This window comes from Moraxella sp. 179-F 1C4 NHS (assembly GCF_045370505.1).
GTDB lineage: Bacteria > Pseudomonadota > Gammaproteobacteria > Pseudomonadales > Moraxellaceae > Faucicola > Faucicola tetraodonis.
Map to the genome: position 1 here is coordinate 51,724 of NZ_JBIQEC010000009.1, position 25,598 is coordinate 77,321.

General features: G+C 44.3%; 22 protein-coding genes. 8 read left to right on the plus strand and 14 right to left on the minus strand.

Annotated features, from left to right (window positions below):
- The first annotated feature begins 98 nt into the window (after positions 1-98).
- Both ACH0AB_RS05990 and ACH0AB_RS05995 read left to right on the plus strand, forming a co-directional pair.
- The gene (locus ACH0AB_RS05990; RefSeq protein WP_406877571.1) at positions 99-380 is read left to right on the plus strand and encodes a subtilase-type protease inhibitor; all 282 of its coding nucleotides are present in this window, start codon (positions 99-101) and stop codon (positions 378-380) included.
- Between the two features lie 141 nt (positions 381-521).
- Positions 522-2,201: a sigma 54-interacting transcriptional regulator gene (locus tag ACH0AB_RS05995; protein WP_406877572.1), complete on the plus strand. Its 1,680-nt coding sequence runs from the start codon at positions 522-524 to the stop codon at positions 2,199-2,201.
- Here the strand turns inward: ACH0AB_RS05995 and ACH0AB_RS06000 are convergent.
- The 7 genes from ACH0AB_RS06000 to pheA all read right to left on the minus strand — a co-directional run bounded on the left by ACH0AB_RS06000 (position 2,198) and on the right by pheA (position 9,784).
- Positions 2,198-2,746, minus strand: a complete 549-nt coding sequence (locus ACH0AB_RS06000; protein WP_406877573.1) for a 2-amino-4-hydroxy-6-hydroxymethyldihydropteridine diphosphokinase — start codon at positions 2,744-2,746, stop codon at positions 2,198-2,200. The genes ACH0AB_RS05995 and ACH0AB_RS06000 overlap by 4 nt on opposite strands.
- Positions 2,747-2,786: 40 nt before the next feature.
- Complete coding sequence (gene folB / locus ACH0AB_RS06005; protein WP_406877574.1) at positions 2,787-3,266, minus strand: dihydroneopterin aldolase; 480 nt, start codon at positions 3,264-3,266, stop codon at positions 2,787-2,789.
- An 11-nt stretch (positions 3,267-3,277) separates the two neighbouring features.
- Positions 3,278-4,174, minus strand: coding sequence for an EamA family transporter RarD (gene rarD / locus ACH0AB_RS06010; protein WP_406877602.1), 897 nt, complete (start codon positions 4,172-4,174; stop codon positions 3,278-3,280).
- Positions 4,175-4,401: 227 nt separating this feature from the next.
- Positions 4,402-6,636: a bifunctional prephenate dehydrogenase/3-phosphoshikimate 1-carboxyvinyltransferase gene (locus ACH0AB_RS06015; RefSeq protein WP_406877575.1), complete on the minus strand. Its 2,235-nt coding sequence runs from the start codon at positions 6,634-6,636 to the stop codon at positions 4,402-4,404.
- A complete protein-coding gene (locus ACH0AB_RS06020) occupies positions 6,637-7,539 on the minus strand; it encodes a DMT family transporter (RefSeq protein WP_406877576.1) in 903 nt (300 codons plus the stop codon). It lies immediately after the preceding gene.
- 4 nt (positions 7,540-7,543) lie between these two features.
- Complete coding sequence (gene hisC / locus ACH0AB_RS06025) at positions 7,544-8,629, minus strand: histidinol-phosphate transaminase (RefSeq protein ID WP_406877577.1); 1,086 nt, start codon at positions 8,627-8,629, stop codon at positions 7,544-7,546.
- Between the two features lie 54 nt (positions 8,630-8,683).
- Entirely contained in the window at positions 8,684-9,784 is a 1,101-nt protein-coding gene (gene pheA, locus ACH0AB_RS06030) for a prephenate dehydratase (protein WP_096488894.1), read from the minus strand.
- A 407-nt stretch (positions 9,785-10,191) separates the two neighbouring features.
- Here pheA and ACH0AB_RS06035 point away from each other — a divergent pair, with 407 nt between their 5' ends.
- Complete coding sequence (locus tag ACH0AB_RS06035; protein ID WP_406877578.1) at positions 10,192-11,130, plus strand: transaldolase; 939 nt, start codon at positions 10,192-10,194, stop codon at positions 11,128-11,130.
- A gap of 115 nt (positions 11,131-11,245) precedes the next feature.
- Here ACH0AB_RS06035 and ACH0AB_RS06040 read toward each other — a convergent pair whose 3' ends face one another.
- A complete protein-coding gene (locus ACH0AB_RS06040) occupies positions 11,246-11,782 on the minus strand; it encodes an adenine phosphoribosyltransferase (RefSeq protein WP_406877579.1) in 537 nt (178 codons plus the stop codon).
- 369 nt (positions 11,783-12,151) lie between these two features.
- Between ACH0AB_RS06040 and ACH0AB_RS06045 the strand changes: the two genes are divergently transcribed.
- From ACH0AB_RS06045 to ACH0AB_RS06055, 3 genes are all read left to right on the plus strand, one after another.
- A complete protein-coding gene (locus tag ACH0AB_RS06045) occupies positions 12,152-12,316 on the plus strand; it encodes a rubredoxin (RefSeq protein WP_007116674.1) in 165 nt (54 codons plus the stop codon).
- Between the two features lie 9 nt (positions 12,317-12,325).
- On the plus strand, positions 12,326-13,765 hold the full coding sequence (locus ACH0AB_RS06050) for an FAD-dependent oxidoreductase (RefSeq protein ID WP_406877580.1): 1,440 nt from the start codon (positions 12,326-12,328) through the stop codon (positions 13,763-13,765).
- A 95-nt stretch (positions 13,766-13,860) separates the two neighbouring features.
- Complete coding sequence (locus ACH0AB_RS06055; protein WP_406877581.1) at positions 13,861-14,820, plus strand: alpha/beta fold hydrolase; 960 nt, start codon at positions 13,861-13,863, stop codon at positions 14,818-14,820.
- Positions 14,821-14,824: 4 nt separating this feature from the next.
- Here ACH0AB_RS06055 and ACH0AB_RS06060 read toward each other — a convergent pair whose 3' ends face one another.
- The 4 genes from ACH0AB_RS06060 to ACH0AB_RS06075 all read right to left on the minus strand — a co-directional run bounded on the left by ACH0AB_RS06060 (position 14,825) and on the right by ACH0AB_RS06075 (position 19,145).
- Entirely contained in the window at positions 14,825-16,489 is a 1,665-nt protein-coding gene (locus tag ACH0AB_RS06060) for an ABC1 kinase family protein (protein ID WP_406877582.1), read from the minus strand.
- Between the two features lie 158 nt (positions 16,490-16,647).
- On the minus strand, positions 16,648-17,289 hold the full coding sequence (locus ACH0AB_RS06065; RefSeq protein ID WP_406877583.1) for a ubiquinone biosynthesis accessory factor UbiJ: 642 nt from the start codon (positions 17,287-17,289) through the stop codon (positions 16,648-16,650).
- 55 nt (positions 17,290-17,344) lie between these two features.
- A complete protein-coding gene (gene ubiE / locus ACH0AB_RS06070) occupies positions 17,345-18,361 on the minus strand; it encodes a bifunctional demethylmenaquinone methyltransferase/2-methoxy-6-polyprenyl-1,4-benzoquinol methylase UbiE (RefSeq protein WP_406877584.1) in 1,017 nt (338 codons plus the stop codon).
- 85 nt (positions 18,362-18,446) lie between these two features.
- The gene (locus ACH0AB_RS06075; protein WP_406877585.1) at positions 18,447-19,145 is read right to left on the minus strand and encodes a DUF8198 family protein; all 699 of its coding nucleotides are present in this window, start codon (positions 19,143-19,145) and stop codon (positions 18,447-18,449) included.
- A gap of 222 nt (positions 19,146-19,367) precedes the next feature.
- On the opposite strand from ACH0AB_RS06075, the gene ACH0AB_RS06080 reads away from it, so the two are divergent.
- Both ACH0AB_RS06080 and ACH0AB_RS06085 read left to right on the plus strand, forming a co-directional pair.
- Entirely contained in the window at positions 19,368-21,059 is a 1,692-nt protein-coding gene (locus ACH0AB_RS06080) for an ATPase (RefSeq protein WP_406877586.1), read from the plus strand.
- A 193-nt stretch (positions 21,060-21,252) separates the two neighbouring features.
- Positions 21,253-23,121 (plus strand): SurA N-terminal domain-containing protein, encoded by a 1,869-nt coding sequence (locus ACH0AB_RS06085; RefSeq protein ID WP_406877587.1) that lies wholly within the window; start codon positions 21,253-21,255, stop codon positions 23,119-23,121.
- 130 nt (positions 23,122-23,251) lie between these two features.
- Here the strand turns inward: ACH0AB_RS06085 and fdx are convergent, their stop codons facing one another.
- Both fdx and hscA read right to left on the minus strand, forming a co-directional pair.
- Positions 23,252-23,590, minus strand: a complete 339-nt coding sequence (fdx, locus tag ACH0AB_RS06090; protein WP_036597564.1) for an ISC system 2Fe-2S type ferredoxin — start codon at positions 23,588-23,590, stop codon at positions 23,252-23,254.
- Between the two features lie 39 nt (positions 23,591-23,629).
- Entirely contained in the window at positions 23,630-25,582 is a 1,953-nt protein-coding gene (gene hscA, locus ACH0AB_RS06095; RefSeq protein ID WP_065252643.1) for a Fe-S protein assembly chaperone HscA, read from the minus strand.
- Between the last annotated feature and the right edge of the window lie 16 nt (positions 25,583-25,598).

Below are 25,598 nucleotides of genomic sequence, written 5' to 3' on the forward strand. Positions count from 1 at the left end.
GTGGGTTATTATTGAGGATGATTTCATATAGTTTTGGTATACTCAATGCCGCTTGTATCACCTCTTATATCACCTAATGAACACAATAAGGAAATGCTATGTTCAAGTTTTTTACCCCACTCTGTTTCTCATTAAGTTTATTTGGCTGCCAAGCTGTTAGCCCAGATCAGCAAAACCACACACCCATGCCTCAGCCCATCAAGAAACCTGAGATGATGTGCACCATGCAATATGATCCTGTCTGTGTCAAGACCATCAATAATGGCATCGTCCGCTATCAAACCTATGGCAACGCTTGTATGGCAAATAATGGCGTCAATGCTATGGACAAGACTATGAGCGTCACCAAAGGTGCTTGTGAGTCAGAGACTAGTAAGTGACTGACTAGCAAATAGCTGGGCTATCATAAATTAGCTCGCCATAACGTCTGCACCAGCTTGTTTGCCATAGCTGACTGGCGATAAAACAAGCGAAGTGCTATAATCCCTCTAATTACTTTGTGTTAAAGGTTTTGCATCTGTATGTCATTAGCATTGATTATTGATGATGAAGTAGATTTGTGTCGCTTGATGCAGATGACACTCAAAAAAATGGGCATTGAAACCAAAGTCGCCTATGACTATGCCACTGGTATCAGCCATCTTCAAGCGTATAGTTTTGACTTTTGCTTAACTGATCTCAAACTCCCAGATGGGACAGGACTTGATATTGTTAAATTTATCAGTAAAAATTATGCCAAGACCCCTGTGGCAGTTATTACCGCCCACGGTAGCATGGATTTGGCGATTGAAGCGTTAAAACTGGGCGCCTTTGATTTTGTCAACAAGCCACTTGAGCTATCACGGCTACGCCAGTTGGTCGAAAACGCCTTGAAGGTGGCAGAAAATACCAATAACCTTAATTGTAAAGAAGTCTATGATCCTTTTAGCAATCGCCTAATCGGAAAATCCGAAGCCATTGCCCAGCTCAAAACCACCATCCAAAAATTGGCGCGTAGCCAAGCGCCCGTATTTTTGTGGGGAGAATCGGGCACGGGTAAAGAAGTCGTTGCCAAGCTCATTCATGATTTAAGCCCGCGCTGCTCTGCCAATTTTGTGCCTGTTAACTGCGGCGCCATCCCATCAGAGTTGATGGAAAGCGAGTTCTTTGGGCACAAAAAAGGCAGCTTTACTGGGGCTACCGCAGATAAAGAAGGGTTATTCCAACAAGCAAATGGCGGCACGCTATTTTTGGATGAAGTAGCGGATTTGCCGATTTCCATGCAAGTCAAATTATTACGCGCGATTCAAGAAAAGAAAATCCGCCCCATTGGGAGCATCCAAGAAATTGCCGTGGATGTGCGTCTTTTATCCGCTACCCATAAAAATTTGGCTAAGCTTGTCGAAACGGGTGAATTTAGACAAGATTTATATTATCGCATCAACGTGATTGAAGTAAAATTACCCAGTCTCAATGAACGGCGTGATGATATTTTACTGTTAGCCAATCATTTTATCGCTTTGATTGCAGACGATTGGGGACTATCGTCGCAGCCACTGACACTATCGAATGAAGCCGCGGTTCAATTGACAAACCATCACTTTGCAGGCAACGTGCGTGAATTAAGAAATATCTTAGAGCGGGCGATTACCCTAGCTGATGATAATGTGATTGAAGCCCATCATTTGAATTTGCCATTATCAGCCGCCAACGTACCGCATGACACTCATAACATCCATGAAATCCATGAAATCATAGAAACCCCCAATCACCCCGTCTTATCAACACTGAGTCAACCGAGCGCGCCGAAAGTTGCGCCCTTAGCTGAAGCTAAATCCGCCTCAAACAGCGCTATCAATACTTCCTATAGCAGCAACTTGTTTGCAAGTGGTTATAAAGTCAAACCCAATATTCAACTTGCGCCCACACCGACCCAATCCACCCATGAAGCGTTAACTTTAGATGCGCCGATAGGGGGTATCAATGCGCCCAATCTAGCCCAGCCTCCTGCTGAAGAAAGTCAGCTGCCTGAAGAAGGGCTTGAAGAATATTTGATGAATCAAGAACGAAAAGTCATTATCGCAGCGCTCAACTGCAGTGGTTGGAATCGCACCCAAGCCGCTAAACTGTTAAATACAACGTTTCGCTCACTGCGCTACCGTATGAAAAAATTGGGCATTGATAGTGACAGTGATATTCATAGTGATAGCGATGAGGATTAAAAACTTCGGATAAAGGACAAATCGATATTTTTTGATAAATCTACTATCCCTACTTGGTCATAACAAGCTAGTGGAAAACGCCGGTGGATGCCTAACCACTGGTTTGCTGATTGAGCAAATAGCACGAATCGATTGCCTTTTTCATCGAGGCTTTGGTCGATATTGTCAATTTGATGCAGGCATTTTACCGCAATGATATCAATGTCTAACGTAACAGCGGGTTTTTGGTACAGAAGTCTGTCTTGTTGCTCTTCAAACTTCTTGGTGAGTTGTAACCACTGCCAATAATCTATGGGCTGCGCAAAGTCTAAATAAGCCACTTGGTTAAAATAAACCGGTGTATTGGATGTTTGCTTGTTTAAATCGTCGTTTAAATTGTTATCACTACAAGTATCTTCACTACTATGAATCGCGCTGAGTGTCAAAGTACCAAAGTTTTGCAGCCAGTCTTTGGCTTTTGCTAAATAGTAAGATTGTTTGACATTACTGGCTAACGACAAAACACAGGCTTCGATGACTATGACATCACGCAGTGGTACACTCATACTCAAATGCTCAGATAAACATATTTTTTGCTTAGGCTAATTAATTTTGCTGAAAACGGGTAATTTTAACCCCGACACTATCGGCTTGTTTGATGGCGGTGGGTTTGTGAATCGTCACTGTGACTTTTTCTGGGGCAAATTCTGCCAAAATCATCTCAGCGACCAATTGCGCTAACCGCTCTAGCAGCGCGACTTTGTTGGCAATGCTCACTTCAGCCACACGCTCACTGACACTTTTATAGTTGATGGCATCTTGAATATTATCAGTCTGCGATGCTTGGTATTGACAGCCCACCATTTCAATATCAAAAATCAGCGGTTGGGTTATTTGCTGCTCCCACTCATACACGCCAATCACGGCATCGACTTTGAGTCCCTTGACAAATACCATATCCGTTGAATTGCCCGTCAGCTTGATTGACTGACTGTTAGACTTTTCGTTTGCTATCGCATGTAAGGCATCCGCCGCTGAATATAGTGATTCATGCATGGTTTTTTGTGTAGTTTCTAGTGTAGTCATTTTTACTCTCGCTAGGTATTTCGCTGTTTGATTAAATCATAACTAAAAAATACCAACCCTGTCCAAATAAAGGCAAAGGTAATCAATTTATAAATGTTAAAAGGCTCATGATACAAGAATATCGCCAATAAAAAAATCATGGACGGGGTCAAATAATTTAAAAAGCTCAATAAACTAAAGTTGACCATTTTGGTAGCTTTATTAAACATTAAGAGTGGTATCAAGGTCACTGGCCCTGCAAGCATCAATAAAAAAATTGATGGCGACAGCCAAAAATCTAACTGACTACTAGCAACATCATGCATAGCAAACCAGCCAATAAAGACCGGCACCAATAGCGCCGTTTCGATAAACATCGCAGAGAGCGCGTCAAGCGGGGTATGGCGATGCATCAAACCATACACAGAAAAGCTACTCGCCAACAATAACGATACCCACGGCAATTTACCCAGCACGACCAGCTGAATCGCCACACCTATCGCTGCCAAAATCACTGCCATCCATTGCAAAGGACGCAGTTTTTCTTTGATGACCACTAGCGATAATAAAATACCCATCAACGGACCAATATAATAGCCCAAACTGGCTTCCAAAATCTGATCATGATTGACCGCCCACACGTACACCAGCCAATTGACCGAGATAATCGTCCCCGAAACGGCAGTATAAAGTAGCCATTTTGGGTTGGCTTTAATCACTTTTACCCAGTGCCAGTTTTTGGTCACTGTCATGATCAGTAAAATCGTGACAAACGTCCAAATAATTCGATGCCCAATGATTTCAATCGCATCATAATCTTTGAGTAGCTTAAAATACAGGGGGAAAAACCCCCAAATCAAAAAAGCAGCCAGTGCGGTCAATATCCCTTTGGGGGTGGTCACTATGGTTGGTTTTTCATGGTCAGTCATATCAACAGCACGGGTCGGAATGTCACTATTGATGATATCAATGGTTTGACTTTGGGGGATTTGACTCTTAAGGATTTGATTTTGGGGGATTTGATTTTTCATTAACACAACGATAAATGTTATTTTTTATAAAAAAGTAAAAACTAAGAAAGTCATCGTCTATCTTAGTTTTCATGTCATCAATGTAAAGACTTGCGACAGTGATACAAGTTTAGCTCACCTAGGATTTAGTCAGTCACCACTGTAACTTGCAATCCTGCACTATTGACCAATTCAGCAAAGTTAGGGAAGCTGGTATTGACCGTCTCAGTACCATGAATGGTAATCGTATCACTTGCGCGCAAACTTGCCACAGTAAAACTCATGGCAATACGATGATCATGGTGACATTCAATCTCACCACCGCCAAACACCTGTGCCACATCACCGCGACCTTCAATTTCAATGCCATCATCGAGTACAGTACAGGCAATTCCTAAGGTTTTTAGCCCATCTGCCATGACTTGAATACGGTCAGATTCTTTAACGCGCAGTTCAGCTGCTCCATGTAGCACGGTTTTACCCGTGGCACAACTTGCTGCCACAAATAGCACAGGGAACTCATCAATGGCGAGCGGCACCAAGTGCTCAGGAATCTCAATACCTTGCAATTTTGAAGATTTCACCACGATATCGGCAACTGGCTCACCGCCAACGGTGGTTTCATTGGTCAATGTCAAATCAGCGCCCATCAGCTTTAGGATATCAATCACCCCGGTGCGCGTGGGATTGATGCCCACTTTGTTGATGGTCACATTGCCTTGTTGGGCGATGGCACCTGCCACCATAAAAAATGCCGCGGATGAAATATCAGCAGGCACTGCGATATCACACGCCGTTAATTCGCCGCCCCCTGTCACACTAATTTGATTGCCATTGTGCACTTTTGACACTGTTACAGGATAACCAAATGCCGTCAGCATGCGCTCGGTATGATCGCGCGTCACTTCTGGCTCAATCACCGTGGTAGTACCTTGTGCCCATAGCCCTGCTAACAGCAAACACGATTTCACCTGTGCTGATGCCATCGGCATTTCATAGCGGATACCTGTTAAAGTTTGATTACCGGTGATGCTAATCGGCGGTGTGCCTTTTTCGCCCGTGGTTTGGATTTTGGCACCCATATCACGCAGAGGCTTGGCGACCCGTTCCATGGGACGTTTGGATAAACTCGGGTCGCCCGTCATCACCGAATCAAATTTTTGTGCTGATAAAATACCTGATAACAAGCGCATACTGGTGCCTGAATTACCCATGTATAGCGGATCATGCGAGGGTTTTAACCCATGTAATCCAACCCCATGAATCACTACCCTGCCTTGGTTTGGACCTTCAATCACTACGCCCATATCGCGAAAGGCCTGCAAGGTAGCGAGTGCGTCTTCACCTTCCAAAAACCCTGTCACCGTGGTGGTGCCTTTGGCTAACGAACCAAACATAATCGAACGGTGAGAGATAGACTTGTCACCTGCGACGGTGTGACTGCCTTCAAATTGTTGCGCGGGGGCGATAACGTAAGTTTGCTTCATGGCTTGTTTTTCCAAATAAGGCGTTTTATTTAACATATGTCCAAAATGTTGTCGGGCGGCTTGGGCTTGGGTTAATATACCCAGCATCTGCTCAGAATCATTGGTTTCAATAATTGCTTTCAACTGGCTTAATTGCTCACTAAATTCATCAATGGCATCGAGGAGCGCGGTTTTATTGGCATAAAAAATATCATGCCACATGGTTGGGTCGCTGGCGGCGATACGGGTAAAATCCCGAAAGCCACCCGCCGCGAAACGAAAAATATCCATATTGTCGTTGTGATTGGCTAGTTGAGCAACTAGATTGTAGGCGAGCAAGTGGGGTAAATGACTGGTACGCGCGAGCACCTTATCATGATAATCCGCTGGCATGGTTACCACTTCTGCGCCAGTCTGCGCCCATAGTGCAATCACTTTTTTAATGGCTTGTTTGCTAGTGGTATCTAGCGGCGTTAAGATAATTTTATGGTTATCAAATAGTTTGGCATTACGCGCATCAATCCCTGATTTTTCTGCGCCGGCAATCGGATGGGCGGGCACAAAACCTTTTGGCATATCCTCACCAAACACCGCGCTGGCGTCTGCAATAATATTGCCTTTGGTACTGCCCACATCCATGATAATGGTTTTATCGGTAATGATGGGTTTGATTTGCTCAAAAATCTTTTTGACCGCCTGTACCGGCGTGGCTATCACTACCAAGTCTGACCCCTGCACCGCAAGTGCAGCATCATCAAATCCTGCATCAAGCAGTCCGTAGTTGATACCTTTGTCAATGGTTGCTTGTGAACGGCTGACCGCCACAATTGATTTGGCCAATTTTTTATCACGCATGGCTTGTGCCAAACTTGCGCCGATGAGCCCTAGCCCAATAAAACATACTTTTTCAAACATTTAACTTACCGATTTTTTATAATTTGCTAAAAAGACTGCGAGCGCAATCAAAATCCCACCCAAAATAGTGCTGATGGTGATTGTTTCACCCAATAAAACCACACCCAACAATACCGCAATGAAGGGAATAAAATAAATATACAGCGAGGTTTTTACCACACCCAAATGCTTATTGGCATTGGTCCACAACACAAAACACAAAGCGGAAGCGATACCCCCTAAAAACAGCAAATTTGCCAGATTGATGGGCGTAAACGCGTGAAGGTTGATAAAGGCTTCACCTGTCGCAACCATATACAGCGACGCGGTGATTATGCCATACAAAAACACTTTACGCATGCGTACCATCGGGTTGAGCGCATCTTTAATGGCACTGTTAGCAAACCCAAACAACGACCACGCCAACCCACTTAATATTGCCAAAATATTACCCAGCATGCCATTGGTTAAACTCATCGGCTGATTCGCCAATACCAACGCCACGCCAACCAATGCCATCACACAGGCAATCAACAGCAACTTGCTAAAAGCATGCGTTTTAATGATAAAACTGGCAATCAGCACCGTAAACAAAGGGGATGCTGTGACTAACAGCGCTGCATTACTGCTATAGGTATATAGCAACGCAGTGTTTTCTAGCAAAAAATACAAGGTGATACCGCACAGCCCCGACAAAAAATATAACACTTCGTTTTTTATACTGCTAAAGGTTTGCAGTCTAGGTGACATGGCAAACAATAACCCATAGGCAAATACCGACCGATACAGCAAAATCTGAATGGGTGACATATCCGCCAGCAGCACCTTGGTGCTTGCTAATGTTGTTCCCCAAACGATGACAACAAATAACGCTAAAAAATGCCAAAATACTTCACGATTTTTTTCTAACCTTTTTTCTAACATTGGCTTAGCTCAATACCTGCGCCAACGTATCTAAAAAACGGTTAATTTCTTCAGGTAAACCCACACTCACGCGTATCCAGGCTGGCAGACCGTACCCAACCATCGGTCGCACTACCACGCCTTGCTCAATCAAAGTTTGGTAGATATCCATGCCATCGCCGACATTAACCATCACAAAATTGGTAGCCGATTTGACATAGACGACACCTAAGCTGTCCAAGCCATCATACAAGGCTTGTTTTTGCTCATGGTTAAACGCCAAATATTGGTTAATAAAATGTTGGTCTTTAATTGCGGCTGTGGCGGCGGCATGCGCCAATGTACTGGTATTAAACGACTGGCGCGTATAATTTAAAATCTCGGCAATGCTTGCGCTGCTTACTGCATAACCAATGCGCAGTGCTGCCAGTCCATAAGCTTTGGAAAAGCTACGTAGCACAATGACATTGTCATACTCTTGGGTCAAATCTACACAGCTGAGCGTTGGCACAAATTCGATGTAAGCCTCATCAATCACCACCAATACCTCTGATGGCACTTTTTTGATGAATTTAATCAGATCATCTTTAGCGAGCACGGTGCCTGTGGGGTTGTTGGGATTGGTGATAATCACCATTTTACAATTGGCGGTTTGATTGATGGTCTCAAGCATCGCAGGCAAATCATGAGTAAAATTTTTGGCAGCAACTTGTTGGGTTCGCTCATTGATACCCAAAGACGCCAATTCATAATCCGAAAACGCGTATTGAGAATACACGATCACATCATCGCCATCGGCAAAGCTTGCGGTAATGTTATTGAGTAACTCATTAGAGCCATTACCCAACACAATTTGTTTTGTCTCGCAGCCCAAAAAATCGGCTAACGCCTGTTTAAGCCCCTGCCCTGCACCATCGGGATAACGCGATAATTCCCCCAGTTTTGACGTGATTGCCAAGATCACGTGTGGCGAGCAGCCCGTTGGGTTTTCATTACTCGCCAATTTGACGATGTCACCCAAGCCATACTCACGGGTCAGCTCTTCATTGGACTTATCCATTTCATAAGCTTTTAACTGCTCAATACTGTGATTGACCGATTGGATCGTCATATCAAAACCTTTAGTTGATGATTGATACTGATAAAATTTTATTGCCAAAAACGGTTAAATCACCGCTTTTGGATAAGCACCTAGTACCCGTAAATCTTTGACTTGCGGACGAATCTCAGCGAGGGCGGCCTGCATATTGGCATCGTCAATATGACCAAGCATATCAATAAAGAACACATAAGCCCATTTGTTTGGACGCTCTGGGCGGGTTTCGATACTGGTCATTGACACCCCATGTTTTGCCAGTGGCTGCAATATTTGAATCAGCGCGCCCGCCTGATCTTTGGCTGCCACTAAAATCGAGGTTTTATCTTGACCTGACGGCGCTACTGCTTCGCGGCCAATGATTAAAAAACGTGTGGTATTGGACGGGGTATCTTCGATATTTTCAAATAGTTTGTGCAAATTATATTCGCTTGCTGCCACTTCACCTGCAATGGCGGCTGAGTGCCACTCATTTTTGATACGCCGCGCCGCTTCACCATTGCTAGAAACTGCCACACGCTCGACATTGGGATAATGGGTATCTAACCATTGGCGGCATTGGGCAAGCGCTTGGCTGTGGGCATAAATTTTTGAAATCGCGCCCACTTTGGTATGCTCACCCACCAAAAACTGATGATGCACCGGTAATTCCACCTCGCCAATGATTTTCAGATCGGAGGATAAAAAACCATCAAGCGTATGGTTGACCACGCCTTCTGACGAATTTTCCACAGGGACGACGCCATACATCGCAGAGCCGGCTTCGACTTCACGAAACACATCAGCAATGGTCGATAGCGGCACTGTCGTGGCGGCTTTACCAAAATGCTTCAGCGCTGCCATGTGGGTAAAGGTACCTGCAGGACCCAGATAAGCAATTTTTTGTGGGGCTTCTAAGTCTAAACACACTGACATAATTTCGCGGAATAAACGTGCCATTTTATCGGCAGGGAGTGGACCCTCATTACGCGCCATCACTTTTTTTAGCACCTGTGCTTCCCGCTCTGGGCGATAAAAAATCGGATTGTCCTCTTGCGTCTTTTTGGCTTTGGCTACTTGCACCGCATAGCCTGCTCGCTCGTTGATTAATCGCTGGATTTTTTCATCCACTTCATCAATTTTTTGGCGAAGTCCCATTAATTCATCATTGCTCATCGTTTGTTCATTCATAAAATTACAACTCAACAGTCAACACTGACCTGCGCGATAGGATTGAGGGTCATAAATTACAGGCAGTCTAGCTTGAAATATACCTTGAAATATACAAAGTTACCAAATGGCTTTATAGCAGAAATTGCCTAATACTAGCACAAATCACGCCTGTTAATCGAGTTTCGCTCGGCGCTTTTTCATCACAATTATTGATATAGACACAATATTTTTGGCATACCCTAAAAAAAATTGGTTTTTTCTGCCTGCCGCTTAACAAATACTTGCAAAATAGAAAAAAAACTAGCGATTGTCACAATGTTTGTGATAGCTTTTAACATAGGTTAAACAACATTGAATGAAACCATACTATTTTGTCCGCGATAAGTTATCAGAGACATGCAGCAATTTGACATTTAGGAAAGTACATGACTAGCAGCTTAAACCAACTAAAAATGATGACAACCATTGTGGCAGATACTGGGGATTTGCAAGCGATTGCCCGCTTAAAACCAGTCGATGCGACCACCAACCCAAGCTTGATTACGAAAGCATTGTCAGCGCCACAAATGCAGCCTATTTTAATTGAGACCTTAAAAAAATACCCCAATGATATCGATGCGGTGATTGATGAGCTCACCATTTATATCGGCACCGAAATTTTAAAACTGATTGATGGTCGTGTTTCCACTGAAGTGGATGCAAGGTTGTCTTACGATACCGATGGCACAATTGTCAAAGCGCAGCAATTTATCAAAGCGTATGAAGCCGCTGGGATTGATAAAAAACGCGTACTCATCAAAATCGCTGGCACCTGGGAAGGCATCCAAGCCGCCAAAGCGCTAGAGCAACAAGGCATCCATTGTAATGTGACGCTACTATTTGGCTTGCACCAAGCCAAAGCCTGTGCCGATGCCGATGTTACCTTAATCTCGCCATTTGTCGGACGGATTTTGGATTGGCAGAAAAAAGACGAAGGACTCGATAGCATCGAAATCAGCCGTGATAAAGGCGTGAGCTCAGTCAAAACTATCTATCATTACTTCAAACAGCATGGCTACACCACCCAAATCATGGGCGCGAGTTTTCGTAGCATTGAGCAAATATTAGCTTTGGCAGGTTGTGACTTATTAACGATTGCGCCTGATTTGCTAGACCAACTTGCCACGATGGACGTCAAAGTCGAGCGTCAGCTATTTCCCGATATGCAATTTGTTGACCTCAAAAAACAAACCCTCGATGAGACCCAATTTGCTGAGCAACATGCGCTTGATCCTATCAGCCAAGAATTATTATCTGCTGGTATTGAAGGCTTTATCCAAGCTAGAGAAGCGTTAGAGCAAACCTTGAGAGGCTTGGTTAACTAAGTGTTGTTAATTAAAGCTTTATTCATTAAAACTTTAATGGACGAAGCTTGGTTCATTAAATTTTCATTAGCGGCTAATCATGTCCTTTAGTCATGATTAGCCCCATGCCACCCCACTAGCCTTTAGCTTGTAACACCGTATAAAGTGGTATAGCAAGCGGTTGATGCAAGTCCACCAAATCAAGCAATACAAGTGCGCCTAGCACCTGATGCCCTGCGGCTTCACAAAGTCCTACCGCAGCGCTCAAGGTACCGCCTGTCGCCAATATGTCGTCCACCAACAATACATTCGCGGGCGCAAGTCCCGCCTGCATCTCTAAAGTATCACTGCCATACTCGAGCGCATAGCTTTTACTCGCCACAGGCGGTGGCAGCTTACCTTCTTTGCGTATCAATACCATGCCTTTGCCTGTTCGACCTGCCAACAGGCTAGCAAAAATAAACCCCCGCGCTTCAATGGCGCCAAAGCAATCAACCGCCTCAAATACTGGCTGTGGTATCGCTGCCAGTAACGCATCGATTACCGCATTGACGTGAGCGCGCAATAATGGCGTGATATCATAAAACTCAATGCCTTGTTTGGGAAAATCAGGTACCACTCTGATGATTTGCCAAAATGAGTGGGGTGAATCAAGGGTGATAGTCGATTGCATAGGATTGACCCAGTTAAGTAAAAATTAAGTGTTAAGTAAAAATTAAGTAAAAAATTGCTAAAGCGTGCCTTATTTTAGCAATTTTTTCATGCTGAGCCAATCAAGGTCATGGATGGCGTTAAGCCATTACTTTAGCCATGATTAATAGGCTGTGATTGGGCGAACTGATTTAAAGATTTGCAGTATGAGGTTGAATGTTGCCTGTCATTGGCTTGCTTGTTTCAGTGCATACTTGTAAACTATCGCAAGTTAAATTTTTAGGGGATTGCGTGAGTTTTGCATGGTTAACATACTGCTCGGCATTGTAATTGCAATTTTTATCCTTATCTTCAATAGCAAAAGTTACCACTAATATAGGGAAAGTTATCAATGAAAAAATATCAATGTATCGTGTGTGGTTGGGTGTATGATGAGGCACTGGGCTGCCCAGAAGAAGGCATCCTTCCGGGTACACGCTGGGAAGATATTCCCGAAGACTGGACTTGCCCTGAATGTGGGGTTGGTAAAGTGGACTTTGAAATGATTGAACTATAGGGTTTTATCATGCAATCAACTAACAATGCCGATAGTGCGAGTGTCGATAGTGCCAGTGACAATAGCGCAAGTTTAGACAGTATCAGTTCAAATGATGCGCCTATTGCGCAACTGCCAAATACACAACCACAACCTGTGATTATTATTGGTTCAGGCATGGCCGGCTATACGCTAGCGCGTGAGCTCAGAAAGCTAACGACTAGCTTGCCTATCGTCATGGTGTGTCAAGACAGTGGTGATAGCTACGCTAAGCCAACCTTATCAAATGCCTATGCGCAAAACAAACTTGCCGATAGCATCGCCAATGCTAGCGGGGCAAAAATGGCAGAAACGTTAAACTTGACCCTATTAAATTTTCATCAAGTCACTGATATTAATGCCGCTGAACAAGTTATTGTGGTTCGCTCGTTAGTCAATCAAGCGTCTCAAACAACGCTTGCTTATCGAGATTTGGTATTGGCGACAGGCGCGCATTCTAGACTGTTACCCAATCTAGCTGTCAATCATCAAACCATTTTTGCTGTCAATCATTTAGATGAGTACAAAAGCTTTCAGCAGCGCCTAAACACCCTGAAATCTCAAAAATCAGCGCCGGTTAAGGTAGCGATTATTGGTGCAGGGTTGATTGGTTGTGAATTTGCCAATGATTTGATTGGTCAAAATACAGATAACCAGATCGCTGACATCACAGTAGCTCTCTTTGATAAAGCAGCACTCCCACTGGCTCAGCAGCTCCCTAGCGAGGCGGGTATCATGCTACAAGACGCTCTGACTCAGTCAGGGGTGACATTTTACTTAGGCACTGATATCACCAGTATCACGACAAACGTTAATACAAATATTGACACAAACGATAATGCAACCGTGACCATCTCGTTTGACAGGGACAACCAATCACAAACCTTTGAGGCGGATATTGTTTTGATAGCGATTGGTTTGGTGGCTAATACTGACCTTGCCGCATCAGCGAACATTGCCATAGCATCGTCACAGCACATCAATCCTACAATAACCCATTTACCAAGAACCGTGCAGCAAGGCATCAAGGTCGATGCCTATCTAGCCACATCGGCAAAGCATATTTATGCCGTTGGCGATTGTGCCAACGTGATGGGTAGCTACATGCCCTATGTCATGCCATTGATGAACCAAGCCAAAGCCTTGGCAAAAACCTTGGCTGACCCTAACATGGCACCGACCAAAGTGGCGTATCCTGCCATGCCAGTGGCTATCAAAACACCTAGTTTGCCTTTGGTGGTATTACCTGTATCAGGGCAGTACAGTGACGATCAACTGGATTGGCAAACGACCCAAACCACTGATGGCATGGTCATGACCGCTCATCCAAAAGATGATCCTCATAGCATTTTAGGGTTTGTATTAGCCGGTAAAGAAGCAGCAAAACAGCGCTTAACGTTAACCAAGCAAGTGGCGGATTGGCTGTCTTAGTAACTATCTTAGTTGCCACGCTCATGCAACGGGTCATCTATTGCGGCAAGTTCATTCAACACCCCACTAGCAGATTGATATTTTTGGAATAACTTATGGATTTAGCCAAATTTAATTTTGAACCCTCAGTGATTACGGACTTTATGCAAAGTGCCATCATTGATATTGGTGATGAATTACAACTGTGTGTTGAAGTTGGTGGCAATCCTGATCATCCGCCCTTGCTGCTGATCATGGGCCTAGGCTCGCAGTTGGTGTTTTGGCCCGATAGTTTTGTCAAAGGCTTGATTGACGCAGGCTTTTTTGTGATTCGTTTTGACAATCGTGATATCGGGCTATCATCAAAAATCGCCCGCCCCTTCCCCCGTTTTCCCGTCAACAATGTCAAAATGATGCTGCGTATGCAAGTGGGTTTGACGAACCGTCATTTTCCTGTGGCGTATAACTTATTTGACATGGTCGAAGATACCCGCCGCTTGCTTGATAAGTTAGCGTTGAACAATGTGTATGTGGTGGGGGCATCTATGGGCGGGATGATTGCGCAAATTTTGGCTGCCAAATACCCAAAACGCGTGTCGACACTGGGTCTCATGTTTACCAGTAACAACAAGCCATTTTTACCACCCACCAAGCCAAAGCAGTTGCAAACCCTACTGTCACATCCCAAAACCACCCAAATTGATGACGTGGTCGCATACGGCGTGTGGTGTATGCAGCGTATCGGCTCGCCCAATCATGTGGATGAAGAGGAAGTAGAACGGCTCATTCGCTTGCGGTTTGAACGTAGTTATTACCCACGTGGCGCGCTTCAGCAGCTGCAAGCAATATTAGCCACTGGCTCTATTGTTAAATTCGACCAAAAAATCAAACAGCCGACCATTATCATTCATGGGGAAAAAGATGGGCTGGTGCCATCGGCGCATGGTCGGGCGATTGCCAAAGCGATTGCGCACAGTGAGTTTCATTTGATTAAAGACATGGGACATGATTTGGCAAAACCCTTTATCCCTACGATTGTCAAACTGCTAGCCGATCATTATGTGAAGCATGCTTAAGTCGCTAATTTAATAACCGCCACAATACAAACACCACAGCAATGACATAGAAAATCGGCGCAAGCCAGCTACTGATTTGCCAGACGGCATGACTGGCAATCATTTGCGCGATAAACAACGACCCCACAAACCCAAGCAGCGCCAGCCAATCCTGCTGACGACTTTTGAGCATATCTGAGCGAATTTGCTGTATTTCACGCAGCTGCTGATCTTGGTGACCTCCCAGATTTGACAGACTTTGCAAACTGTTATCCAGCAACTGTGGCATATCATTGAGACTCAGTAACAGTTCAGGTAATTGCTTGCGTAGCTCACCAATTTTTTGCATCGGGTCAAATTGCTGCTTCACCCAACCTGTCAAAATCGGTTTGGCGAGCGACCAGATATCAAGCTCAGGGTATAAATCCCGTCCTAAACCTTCCACATGCACTAGCGTTTTAAGCAGTAGCATTAATTGCGGCGGTATGTCCAAATGATAGCGACGCGCAATATCAAGCACCGACATGAGCACGCCTGCAAAATCAATGTCGTTGATTGGCTTACTAATCATCGGTGACACGGTGCGGCGCATATCGCGCATGAGGGCGTACTTATCGGTATTGGGTGGAATCCAGCCTGCCCGCGCAATAATATCCACTAGACCGGTAAAGTTATTGTTCATTACCGATAATAAAAGCCTCGCCACAATCATTTGGTCAGCTTTAGATAACTCGCCCACGATTGAGCAATCAAGGGCGATGTAGCGGGGATTGGGATTTGGGGTATCGGCTGGCAGCGTTTCAACAAACACATTGCCTGGGTGCATATCGGCATGAAAAAAGTTATCCCGAAATACTTGGGTGAAAAAAATCGTTAATCCTTTTGCCGCAAGTGCCGCCCTATCATATCCAAGCGCATCAAATATTTGGGTTTGCGAAATCGGCACCCCAACAATGCGTTCCATAATCATGATGTTTTTGCTCGCTTGATACACTTCAGGCACATACATCATCGATGAACCCAAAAAGTTGTTACGCATTTGGGTGGTATTGGCAGCTTCAAGGGTTAAATCAAGCTCATTGAGCAAGACTTGCCGATAATCTTCAACGATATCGATAATATGTACGGCACGCGCCGCTTCAATCCGTGCTGACGCCCACCCTGCCAAATCGCGCAATAATTCAAAATCTTCAATAATCTGTTCACGAATGGTTGGGCGAACTACTTTGACTACCACTTCACGCCCATCATGCAGGCGTGCGGTGTGCACTTGGGCGATAGATGCCGCCGCTAACGGTGTGCCATCAAATCTAGCAAATAGCTGATTGATAGTTTGCCCCAAACCGCCTTTTTTTGTCGATTGTTCAATTTGCTCGATAACCGTATCGACACTAAAGGGTTTCACCCTGTCTTGCAGATGCACCAACTGCTCAATAATCTCAGGGGTGACCAAATCACGACGGGTGGAAAGCAGCTGCCCTAATTTTAAAAACAGCGTGCCCATTTCTTCAAGCGCCAGCCTAACCCCGTCTGGATGGGGTTTTTGAAAATAGCTGGCAGGGTGCATACGGATAAGTTTGGCAATGGGCTCAAGCTGCGGCGTCTCTTCAATAGGTAGATGCGTATCAACACGATAATGAGCGGCAATGCGCCACAGTTGTAAAAGACGTTTGCGATGATTTAGTAACACGTTGGCAACTCGTTAGAAAGCTTATCAATGGTGGGAATTCTAGCATGATATAAGCAATTTTTTAATGGTTAAAAAAAAGACGGGGATTTAACCCGTCATTTTAATTGTGCAAAAGCGAATTTTGCAATAAATTTACTTTTGCAATCTACTTTTCCAATTTATTGTTTCATTAAAGCCGCTTGCTGTTGCTTGATGGCATCGAGTCTGGCTTGTTCACGTTCAACATCCGCCCGCAGTTTTAGCAGCTGTTGTTTTAACTCATTGCTTGCATTGGCATCAATACTTGCATCGTTGGTTTTCCACTCTCTGATATTGGTAATATCGGCAAACATCTCTTTGGCAGGTGCAGCGATTGTGCCTTTTAGGTTGGATAACAGATTAGACAGTTGACTTGCCATCGGCAGGCCAATCAGCGGTTGCAGTTTACCAATGATATCAGGGTCAAACCCAGCGACTAACTGTTTGACTTGCATCAGCACTTTATAATCGCCCTCAATCGGCAGATTGCCTTGTGGGTCACCCATCAAATTGAGCAAATGCACAGGATTGTCCACTTTGACAATACAATCAGGTTTGCTTACCACGGCACTACCCTTAGGTTCAAAAACATCAACCGTCACAGGTTCAAAGCGGATATGGTCGTCATTAAAAATCGTATCAAATTCAATGGCGGGCTCTGCCATCACTAGGCGCAAAACTTTACCCGATAACGGTTGTAACCCTGTTTGGGTGATGGGGTCAGTGGCAATCGCTAGATTAACCACTTTTTCAATGCCTGCGAGTAGTAATACAATAAACATCTGATTCTCTTTTAGTATATAAATTTCAGTGAGCTATTATATTTTTCGCCATCAGTTACTTTTTAAACCCACGATGTACCGCCACGATACCGCCTGTTAAGTTGTTATAGTCACAATTGACAAAGCCTGCGTCTTCCATCATGCCTTTTAGGGTGCGTTGGTCTGGATGCATACGGATAGACTCTGCCAAATACTGATAACTTTCGCTGTCATTCGCCACCAATTTACCCATGAGTGGCAATGCGGTAAACGAGTACAAATCATAGACTTTACCAAATGGCTCAAACACCGGTTTTGAAAATTCCAAAATCAGCAAGCGACCACCTTTTTTGAGCACCCGATACATCGAGCGCAGTGCCGCGTCTTTGTCGGTGACGTTGCGTAGCCCAAAGCTGATGGTCACCAAATCAAAACTTTCATCATCAAATGGTGCAAGCGTCTCAGCATTGGCTAGTACAAAGTCGACGTTACTACAGCCTGCATTGAGCAGACGCTCACGACCGACCTCTAGCATCGCTTCATTGATATCGGACAATACCACATGACCTGTGCGACCCACCTCTTTACTAAAGGCTTTTGCCAAGTCACCTGTGCCGCCTGCGATATCTAATACCCGTTGACCTGCACGCACGCCCGTTAGACTTATGGCATAGCGTTTCCACAGACGATGAATACCCAGTGACATTAAATCATTCATGATGTCGTATTTTTTGGCAACAGAGGTAAACACTTCTGCTACTTTTTCTTGTTTTTCAGCTTTTTTGACGGTTTTGTAGCCAAAATGGGTTTCTTCATTGCCATCGGTAGCTTCGGTATGCGGATTGTCAATAGCTGACTTATCAAAACCGCTAACTGATTGCGCTGACGACTCATTGGGGATAGCGGTTGCAGGGCGAGTGAGCTGCTGACCTTGGGGCACGGATTCTGGCAAATCAGCTGTGCCAGTAAATTCACGGTTGATGGTGGTGTCAGCTGTCAGTGACTGTTGTACTTGGCTATTGAGCTTGTCATTGGCTTGGAGGCTGTCTTTTACCAAGCTGTCTTGGATTGAATTATGGTTATTGTCGTTCATGTGGTTTCCTAGTGAGGTCATCGCCAATCAAAACTTGGCAAAGTTAAAAGCGCAAAGTTGGTGCAAATTTTTTTCTATTTTATCATTAAACATCAAAAGGATGTTCTTTGCCAGCATGCACATTGGTAATGATTTGCAACTCTTTTTCACAAAATGGCTCAATAAATGCGCCAATACTTTTAATCGGTTTGATGGCAGCAAAACCTTCAGCGATAAAGTCATATAACGGCTGAAAGCCTTTTTTGTACGCTGTGCCTTTGGCGAGTGAAAATGCTTTTTGTAAGATAAATGATTTAAGATATTTATCCGTGCGATAGCACATTTGCTTGAGGTCAGCCATCTGCTGGCGTCTTGCCGACTCTGCATTCACGGACCGATAGGCTTTAATCATGGATGGCTCATCCACGGATAAATGATTTTCTTGTAAATACTGAGCAAGCTGCAGATCAAGCTTAATGGCGTTAATCGCTTCGATGATACCGGCTGCCCCTGTGCTCACGGCATTGGCAGGGATAAATTTTTCTAATTTTTCAGCCTTTTGCACCATGCGCTCTAGCTGTTCAGCGAGCACATTGAATTTTTCGCCCCCATATAGTTGGTCAATTAAAAATTCCCCCATGGCTTGGTTGTTGGCGCTGGCAAATAACGCTTGGTGGGTTTTATGAATACGACCGCGTTGCCAGGCTTGTACTTCACTGAGTTTTTGCGCTAACTGGGTATCGCTGTGGTATGGAAGGGCGCGAAATTGTTTTAAATCTTGTTCTAATTGGCTTAAGCTGCTCATAGGGCCTCGATTTTTTTGCAAAATTTTTAAATTCAAAACAGAGAAACTGCAGTTTATCTATTTTATAAACCCACAGTAAAATGAAGTTTTGTGACGCATTACCTTAATGTAAATCCAGCAAAAATACAAATCGTAAATTGTTCACCGGTAGGATAACTGCTATCTTTTAAAAAAATGAAGCGGTCATTAGCAAAATTTCGGGTATTTCCCTAAGAAGGTCGTATGCCAACGCAAAATAGCAACAGTTTAGATAATAGCTTAGATAACAACTTGAATAATAATACAGCCGCGTCTGCACCCACTAATAACACTGCCAAATCTGCCAAAACCGATAACGCTCACAAAACGCCACCTGCGACGCTTGAGGCACAATTAAGTTTTGACTTAATTACCGAGCAAACCACCCTACGCGAGCAACGGGCTGGCAAAAACTCGCGCGGGTTACTAATCTTGGTGAATGGTATGGAAAATTCGGGCAAAGGCGAAGCGGTCAAAGCGCTAACCGAATGGATGGACGCACGCTATATCAAGGTTCACGCCACTATGGGACAGCATCCCAGCCGCTACCAACCGATTTGGCAGCGTCACACATGGCAACTGCCTAGAAAGGGTGAAATTGCCGTGTATTTTGGCAACTGGTACGCTGACTTGATTCGTTATGTGTTTGACTGTGGCGATGATATAGATGAACAGCGCTTACAGCAAATGATTGAAGATATTGAGGCGTTTGAACAAGATTTGGTCAATAACAACACCGATATCGTCAAATGCTGGTTTTGGGTCGATAACAAAACCCTAAAAAAACGCTTGACCGATGAAGAGCCTGACCCTGAACAGTTGTACCATTTAGATTGGTTTCGAAAAAAAGACGTGAAACGTTTCAAACGCTTTAGCAGCAAGCTGATGCGCTTACAATCAAGCTGGCACCACATAGATGGACAAGATATCGATGCCTCAAATATCCAATTTGCGAATGTTGTATTAGCAGCGCTGCAAACCATGAACCAACTAGCTGCAGCCAATGATGCCCAAGACAACCCGCAAAAAGCCGACAAATCAGCTAACCCTAAAACGGACAAAAATCCTGTTAAACCCACCTCACTGCCTTTTAAACCAACCCATCTGATTGATGAGTTGGTTAGCGTCGAATCCCACGCATTAGAAAAAGCAGATTATAAAAAACAACTACATAGCAAACAACATATACTCGCTGAACTGATTCGTGAGCGAGGTCAGCGCCATATCATCTTTGTCTTTGAAGGTATGGATGCCGCAGGCAAAGGCGGTGCGATACGCCGCATCATTGCCCCACTCGACCCGCGTGAATTTACCATCCACGCTATCTCCGCACCGACCGAAGATGAATTAAAACACGCCTATCTGTGGCGTTTTTGGACGCGCCTGCCCCATGATGAAATGGCAGATGTGGATATAGCGTATTTATCGCAAAAATTCAAACGCAATAAATGCGTCGCCTTACTCAAACAACGCCTGCATAATAGCCGAGTGACCATTTTTGACCGTAGTTGGTATGGTCGTGTACTCGTTGAACGTATTGAGGGCTTTGCAAAAGCGGCAGACTGGCAACGTGCTTATGGCGAAATCAATCGCTTTGAAAACGACTTGGTACAGAGCAACGCCATTGTGGTCAAGTTTTGGCTCGCTATCAGTGAACAAGAAGAACTTAAACGCTTTAAAGCGCGTGAAGAGACGCCCAATAAACAGTTTAAAATTACCGATGATGATTGGCGTAACCGTGCCAAATGGCATGAGTACGTGCAAGCCGCTTCCGACATGATTCATTTAACCCACCATAAAAAGCGCCCGTGGTATGTGATTGCCACCGATGATAAATATACCGCAAGACTCAAAATCCTTGACGCTATTATTTCGGAACTATCTAAGAATTTATAACACGTTATCTAAAAATTTATAAACTGTTCACAGTCTGCCTTTTTACTATTTTGCTATATCTTAAAACTGTCTACCCAACTTGATGAAAGATAATGATTTTGGTGGACAGTTCCCCTATAATATCGTGTTTGATTTGATTATTTAGCCTGATTAGTTATCCTTAATAAATCCATCTAAACTGCAAGTGAGCAATATGGAATCTTTACGCAATTTTTTGAAAGGTTGGATGGGCAAAGCCTTGCTCGTTCTTTTTTTACTTCCTTTAGCCATCACGGGGTTTGAGTCAATTGTCCGTAGCGGAGATGACCCCAATGCTGTCGCCAAAGTTGCAGAGTTAAATATCGATAATGCTACCTTGCAAACCATGATTAACAATCGCCGCGAAACCTTGCTTGAGCAAGTGAATGGCGATGCAAGCCTACTTAATAGCGATAAATTACGTGAGCAGATGCTGAACAATTTGATTGACCGTTATTTGATTATCAACCAAGCCAACCAGCTTGGTTTTACGGTATCGGACGCCACCATCACCCAAATGTTGATGGCTGAAAAAACCTTCCAAGACGCCAGCGGAAAATTTTCTAACGAGTTGTTTGCTAGCTATTTAACCAGTCGCGGCATGACCAAAGAACAATTATTTGATTCGGTTCGTCAAGACTTGTTAGTGACTGCCTTTAGCCGCGGTATCATTAATACAGGGATTTTTGCGCAAGGGAGTATTGATAAACTTATGTCAATGCAGTCTGAGTCTCGCCCTGTGCAAGTGCTGCGTTTGGACTGGCACAGCTTTGCGCCGCAGGTGCAAGTGACGCCGCAAGAGATTGCAAGTTACTATCAAAAAAATCAAGCGACACTTAAATCTAGTGATATGGTGGATTTAACTTATTTAGAACTCAATAAAAACAACCTGCCTGTTGCTGCCCCAACAGCTCAGGAATTGCAGCAACAGTATCAAAGCTATTTGAAAAATAGCAACAACCAGACCGAATACGAATTGGCAATGATTTTGATGAATGGCGGTCAAGCACAAGCCACCTTAACCTCATTAAAAAGTAAACTTGATGCCAATCAAGCGGATTTTGCGGCGCTTGCCAAACAGTACTCGCAAGATGAAGGCAGTAAAAACGATGGCGGCAACATCGGTCCGATTACCCAATCGATGTTCCCCAATGATTATGACACCATCATGACCCAAATCAAGACCTTAAAAGTCGGTCAAGTCACGAGCCCCATCAAAACCAACTATGGCTATCATTTATTCAAATTGGTAAAAATCAATGGTCAAACTCCACCAACCATTGAAAGCTTGACGCCTGTGTTAACCGAACAAATTATGGCGCAAAAGCGTGAAGCCGCCTATCAAGATTTGATTGGTAAAATCAATAATGACGCAGTTGCTGGCGCTACTATCACCGAGCTTGCCAATCGCTATAAATTAACCGCCAAATCGATTAAAAATTATCCTAAAACCAATAACTCGTCTGCACTGAGTCAACCTGCTATTGTAGCGGCAGCATTTGAGCCACTGGCGCTGCAAGAAGGCAGTGTATCAGTCGGCATAGATGTCTCTGATAAAGTGGTATGGTTACAATCAACCAATCACCGCACTAGCAAACTCATGACACAAGCAGAAGCCGAGCCGGTTATTAAAGCCAAACTTATTGAAGAGAAAGCAAAAAGTTTAGCAGTGGCAGAGGCCAATGCCATCGCTGCCAAAGTCAAACAATCCAATTCAATTGCGGCGGCGGGTGCCCCATTCCAAGATTTGGGGATTGTGACTCGTCAAGACAGCAAACTCAGCGATGACGAGCGTGGTGTGGCATTTAGTCAACCTGCTGTTAACAATCAACTAGCGGTCATGACGCGGCCTACTGTATCGGGTGCAAGCGTGATTGTTGGTGGTGTTATCACCAATGATAACGCGCAAATCACACCGCAAGTCAAACAACAGACTGCCCAAATCGTGCGCGAAAATATCGGTCAGTCTCAGTTTGAGGATTATTTAGCATACCTAAAATCCATCACTGAGGTTACGGTTAAACCGCAGACTGCTGCGCCATAATATGCTGTGAATACATATGCGCTGAATGAGTCAGCGCCTTGCTCTAGCAATAACGAGTGTTTAGCGATACGTAGCGCCATAAAAAAGGCTTACTAACCATGATTAGTAAGCCTTTTTTTATCGGTTGGTATTAATGATTTTCAGAGGCGTGATTGATGGTATATTTTGGAATTTCAATCGTCAAATCTTGATCTTCAATGATAACTTGGCAAGACAGTCTTGAATCTGGCTCTAGCCCCCAAGCACGATCCAGCAAATCAGCTTCGATATCGTCCATTTCTTCCAAGCTATTAAACCCTTTTCGCACGATAACATGGCAAGTAGTACAAGCTTTTGACATATCACAAGCATGCTCAATTTTCACGCCTTTTTCTAGCAAACCACGGCATAGATTATCGCCTTCATTGAGTTCAATCTCTGCGCCAGTAGGGCAAATTTGGTGATGCGGTAATACAGTAATTTTTGGCATAGCAATCTCTTAACGATTAATAGTCTTATGTATTCAAAATTAATTTGACCAATCCGCGGTTGAAGTGCCTTTCATGGTTTCATTGACCGCTTGGTTCATGATAAGTGCAGCAAAATCATCACTATGAACTTTTAGCTGCGCGCTCGCTGTTTCTAGCTGGGCTTGTTCAGCACCATCAATCGCCTGTTGAACATCAGCCATTGAGGCTTGCAGCGTATTCTTCTGCTCATCGCTTAACAAAAAGCCAAATTCTGCAAGCGCGGATGCTAGCGCCAATAATTCTCGTTTTGCTTCTACTCGACTTTCAATCAAGCTACGCTGCAATCGATCTTGCATGGCAAAATCAAAGCCTGCTTTGAGCAGTTTTTCCTGCTCATCTTCTGACAATCCATAAGACGGCTTGACTTGAATTTGGCTTGCTTTGCCCGTTGTCAACTCTTTAGCCCAGACGGTTAACTGACCATTGGCATCAATTTGAAAAGTGACTTCGATACGCGCCAACCCTGCTTTCATCGCTGGAATATCAGTCAGTTTAAACTGCCCTAACGAGCGGTTGTCAGCCACTGTATCGCGTTCACCTTGTACCACATGGATAATCATACCATTTTGGTTATCTTGATAGGTTGTAAATACCTGTTTGCGCGTCACAGGAATGGGCGTGTTACGCGGAATAATCACTTCGGTAAGACCACCCATGGTCTCAAGCCCCAAGGATAAAGGCGTGACATCAAGCAGCAACACCGTATTTTGCTGTTGTCCGATTAATTGGTCGGCATATTTGGCTGCGCCCAACGCAACGACTTCATCTGGATTGATGCGTGACAGTGGCGGCTGATTAAACGTTTCTGCCACGATTTGCTGAATCAATGGCATTCGTGTCGAACCACCTACCAATACCACTTCATCAAGCTGGGACGTTTCAAGTCCAGCATCACGTAGTACTTGCGCACAAACCGCTAATGTGCGGTCAGTCACAGGCTGGATGATTTGACGAAGATTGCTTTGGGTTAACACAATGTCAAAAGCTTGACCGTTGATTGAAAGCTCGGCTGTCACTTGGTCTGCTTTTGATAACTGTTCTTTGAGCGTGCGAGCCTGTACGTTTAGCAGCTGTTTTTGATGGTTATCAATGGTTGATGGATTCAAGCCTGTTTGTTGAATCAGCCAATTAGCAATCAAGCGGTCAATATCATCGCCACCCAGTGCGCTATTACCGCCAGTTGCCAACACTTCATACACACCGTGATTGAGCTTTAACACCGATACATCAAACGTGCCCCCGCCCAAATCATAAATGAGATGATATGCTTCGTTTTGTGTTTGGTTCAGCCCATACGCCATCGCAGCAGCCGTCGGCTCGTTTAATAAGCGAATCACATGAATGCCTGCCAATTTAGCCGCATCTTTGGTCGCTTGGCGCTGTGCTTCATCAAAATAAGCCGGCACCGTAATCACCGCACCCACAATACTATTGTCAGGTAACGCCAATTTTGCCCGATCATACAGATGTTTTAACAGGATACTTGATACTTCAACAGGATTTTTGGCACCTTGTGGGGTTTGGATACTTGGCATGACGTCGACATCACCGACTAATTCGTAAGGATGATTGAACTTAATATCCTTGATGCTTCGACCCATAAACCGTTTGACCGAGCGTACAGTATGGTTTGGCGCTTGTTCTGCCATTGCTTCAGCATGACTACCTACCAAAGTTTCGGGATTGCCATTGTCATCTAAGCCAAAATACACCACCGAGGGTAAAAGCTTTTGGCAATCGATACCTTTTACCTGATTAGCAATTTGACTGTCGTCATTGGCGTTATTGTCACTAGATTGACATTCGCTAACTTTATCGCCAATCACTTGTGGCTCACCTGAACGTACTACCGCTACCAGTGAGCGCGTGGTTCCTAAGTCAATTCCCAAAGCAAAACGATGCGCATGGGGCTTGGCACTTTGATTGGGTTCAGCGATTTGTAATAACGACATAAATTGGACCAATTGA

Excerpts from the sequence above, each read along its gene's own strand:
- hisC (WP_406877577.1), bottom strand. The coding sequence starts at position 8,629 with ATGACGATCCAATCGGTCAATCACAGTATTGAGCAGTTAAAAGCTTAT.
- ACH0AB_RS05995 (WP_406877572.1), top strand. The coding sequence starts at position 522 with ATGTCATTAGCATTGATTATTGATGATGAAGTAGATTTGTGTCGCTTG.
- ACH0AB_RS06000 (WP_406877573.1), bottom strand. The coding sequence starts at position 2,746 with ATGAGTGTACCACTGCGTGATGTCATAGTCATCGAAGCCTGTGTTTTG.
- ACH0AB_RS06080 (WP_406877586.1), top strand. The coding sequence starts at position 19,368 with ATGCCAACGCAAAATAGCAACAGTTTAGATAATAGCTTAGATAACAAC.
- ACH0AB_RS06050 (WP_406877580.1), top strand. The coding sequence starts at position 12,326 with ATGCAATCAACTAACAATGCCGATAGTGCGAGTGTCGATAGTGCCAGT.
- hscA (WP_065252643.1), bottom strand. The coding sequence starts at position 25,582 with ATGTCGTTATTACAAATCGCTGAACCCAATCAAAGTGCCAAGCCCCAT.
- pheA (WP_096488894.1), bottom strand. The coding sequence starts at position 9,784 with ATGAATGAACAAACGATGAGCAATGATGAATTAATGGGACTTCGCCAA.
- ACH0AB_RS06075 (WP_406877585.1), bottom strand. The coding sequence starts at position 19,145 with ATGAGCAGCTTAAGCCAATTAGAACAAGATTTAAAACAATTTCGCGCC.
- ACH0AB_RS06020 (WP_406877576.1), bottom strand. The coding sequence starts at position 7,539 with ATGTTAGAAAAAAGGTTAGAAAAAAATCGTGAAGTATTTTGGCATTTT.
- ACH0AB_RS06015 (WP_406877575.1), bottom strand. The coding sequence starts at position 6,636 with ATGTTTGAAAAAGTATGTTTTATTGGGCTAGGGCTCATCGGCGCAAGT.
- folB (WP_406877574.1), bottom strand. The coding sequence starts at position 3,266 with ATGACTACACTAGAAACTACACAAAAAACCATGCATGAATCACTATAT.
- fdx (WP_036597564.1), bottom strand. The coding sequence starts at position 23,590 with ATGCCAAAAATTACTGTATTACCGCATCACCAAATTTGCCCTACTGGC.
- ACH0AB_RS06040 (WP_406877579.1), bottom strand. The coding sequence starts at position 11,782 with ATGCAATCGACTATCACCCTTGATTCACCCCACTCATTTTGGCAAATC.
- ACH0AB_RS06045 (WP_007116674.1), top strand. The coding sequence starts at position 12,152 with ATGAAAAAATATCAATGTATCGTGTGTGGTTGGGTGTATGATGAGGCA.
- ACH0AB_RS06035 (WP_406877578.1), top strand. The coding sequence starts at position 10,192 with ATGACTAGCAGCTTAAACCAACTAAAAATGATGACAACCATTGTGGCA.
- ACH0AB_RS06065 (WP_406877583.1), bottom strand. The coding sequence starts at position 17,289 with ATGTTTATTGTATTACTACTCGCAGGCATTGAAAAAGTGGTTAATCTA.
- ACH0AB_RS06085 (WP_406877587.1), top strand. The coding sequence starts at position 21,253 with ATGGAATCTTTACGCAATTTTTTGAAAGGTTGGATGGGCAAAGCCTTG.
- rarD (WP_406877602.1), bottom strand. The coding sequence starts at position 4,174 with ATGACTGACCATGAAAAACCAACCATAGTGACCACCCCCAAAGGGATA.
- ACH0AB_RS06055 (WP_406877581.1), top strand. The coding sequence starts at position 13,861 with ATGGATTTAGCCAAATTTAATTTTGAACCCTCAGTGATTACGGACTTT.
- ACH0AB_RS05990 (WP_406877571.1), top strand. The coding sequence starts at position 99 with ATGTTCAAGTTTTTTACCCCACTCTGTTTCTCATTAAGTTTATTTGGC.
- ubiE (WP_406877584.1), bottom strand. The coding sequence starts at position 18,361 with ATGAACGACAATAACCATAATTCAATCCAAGACAGCTTGGTAAAAGAC.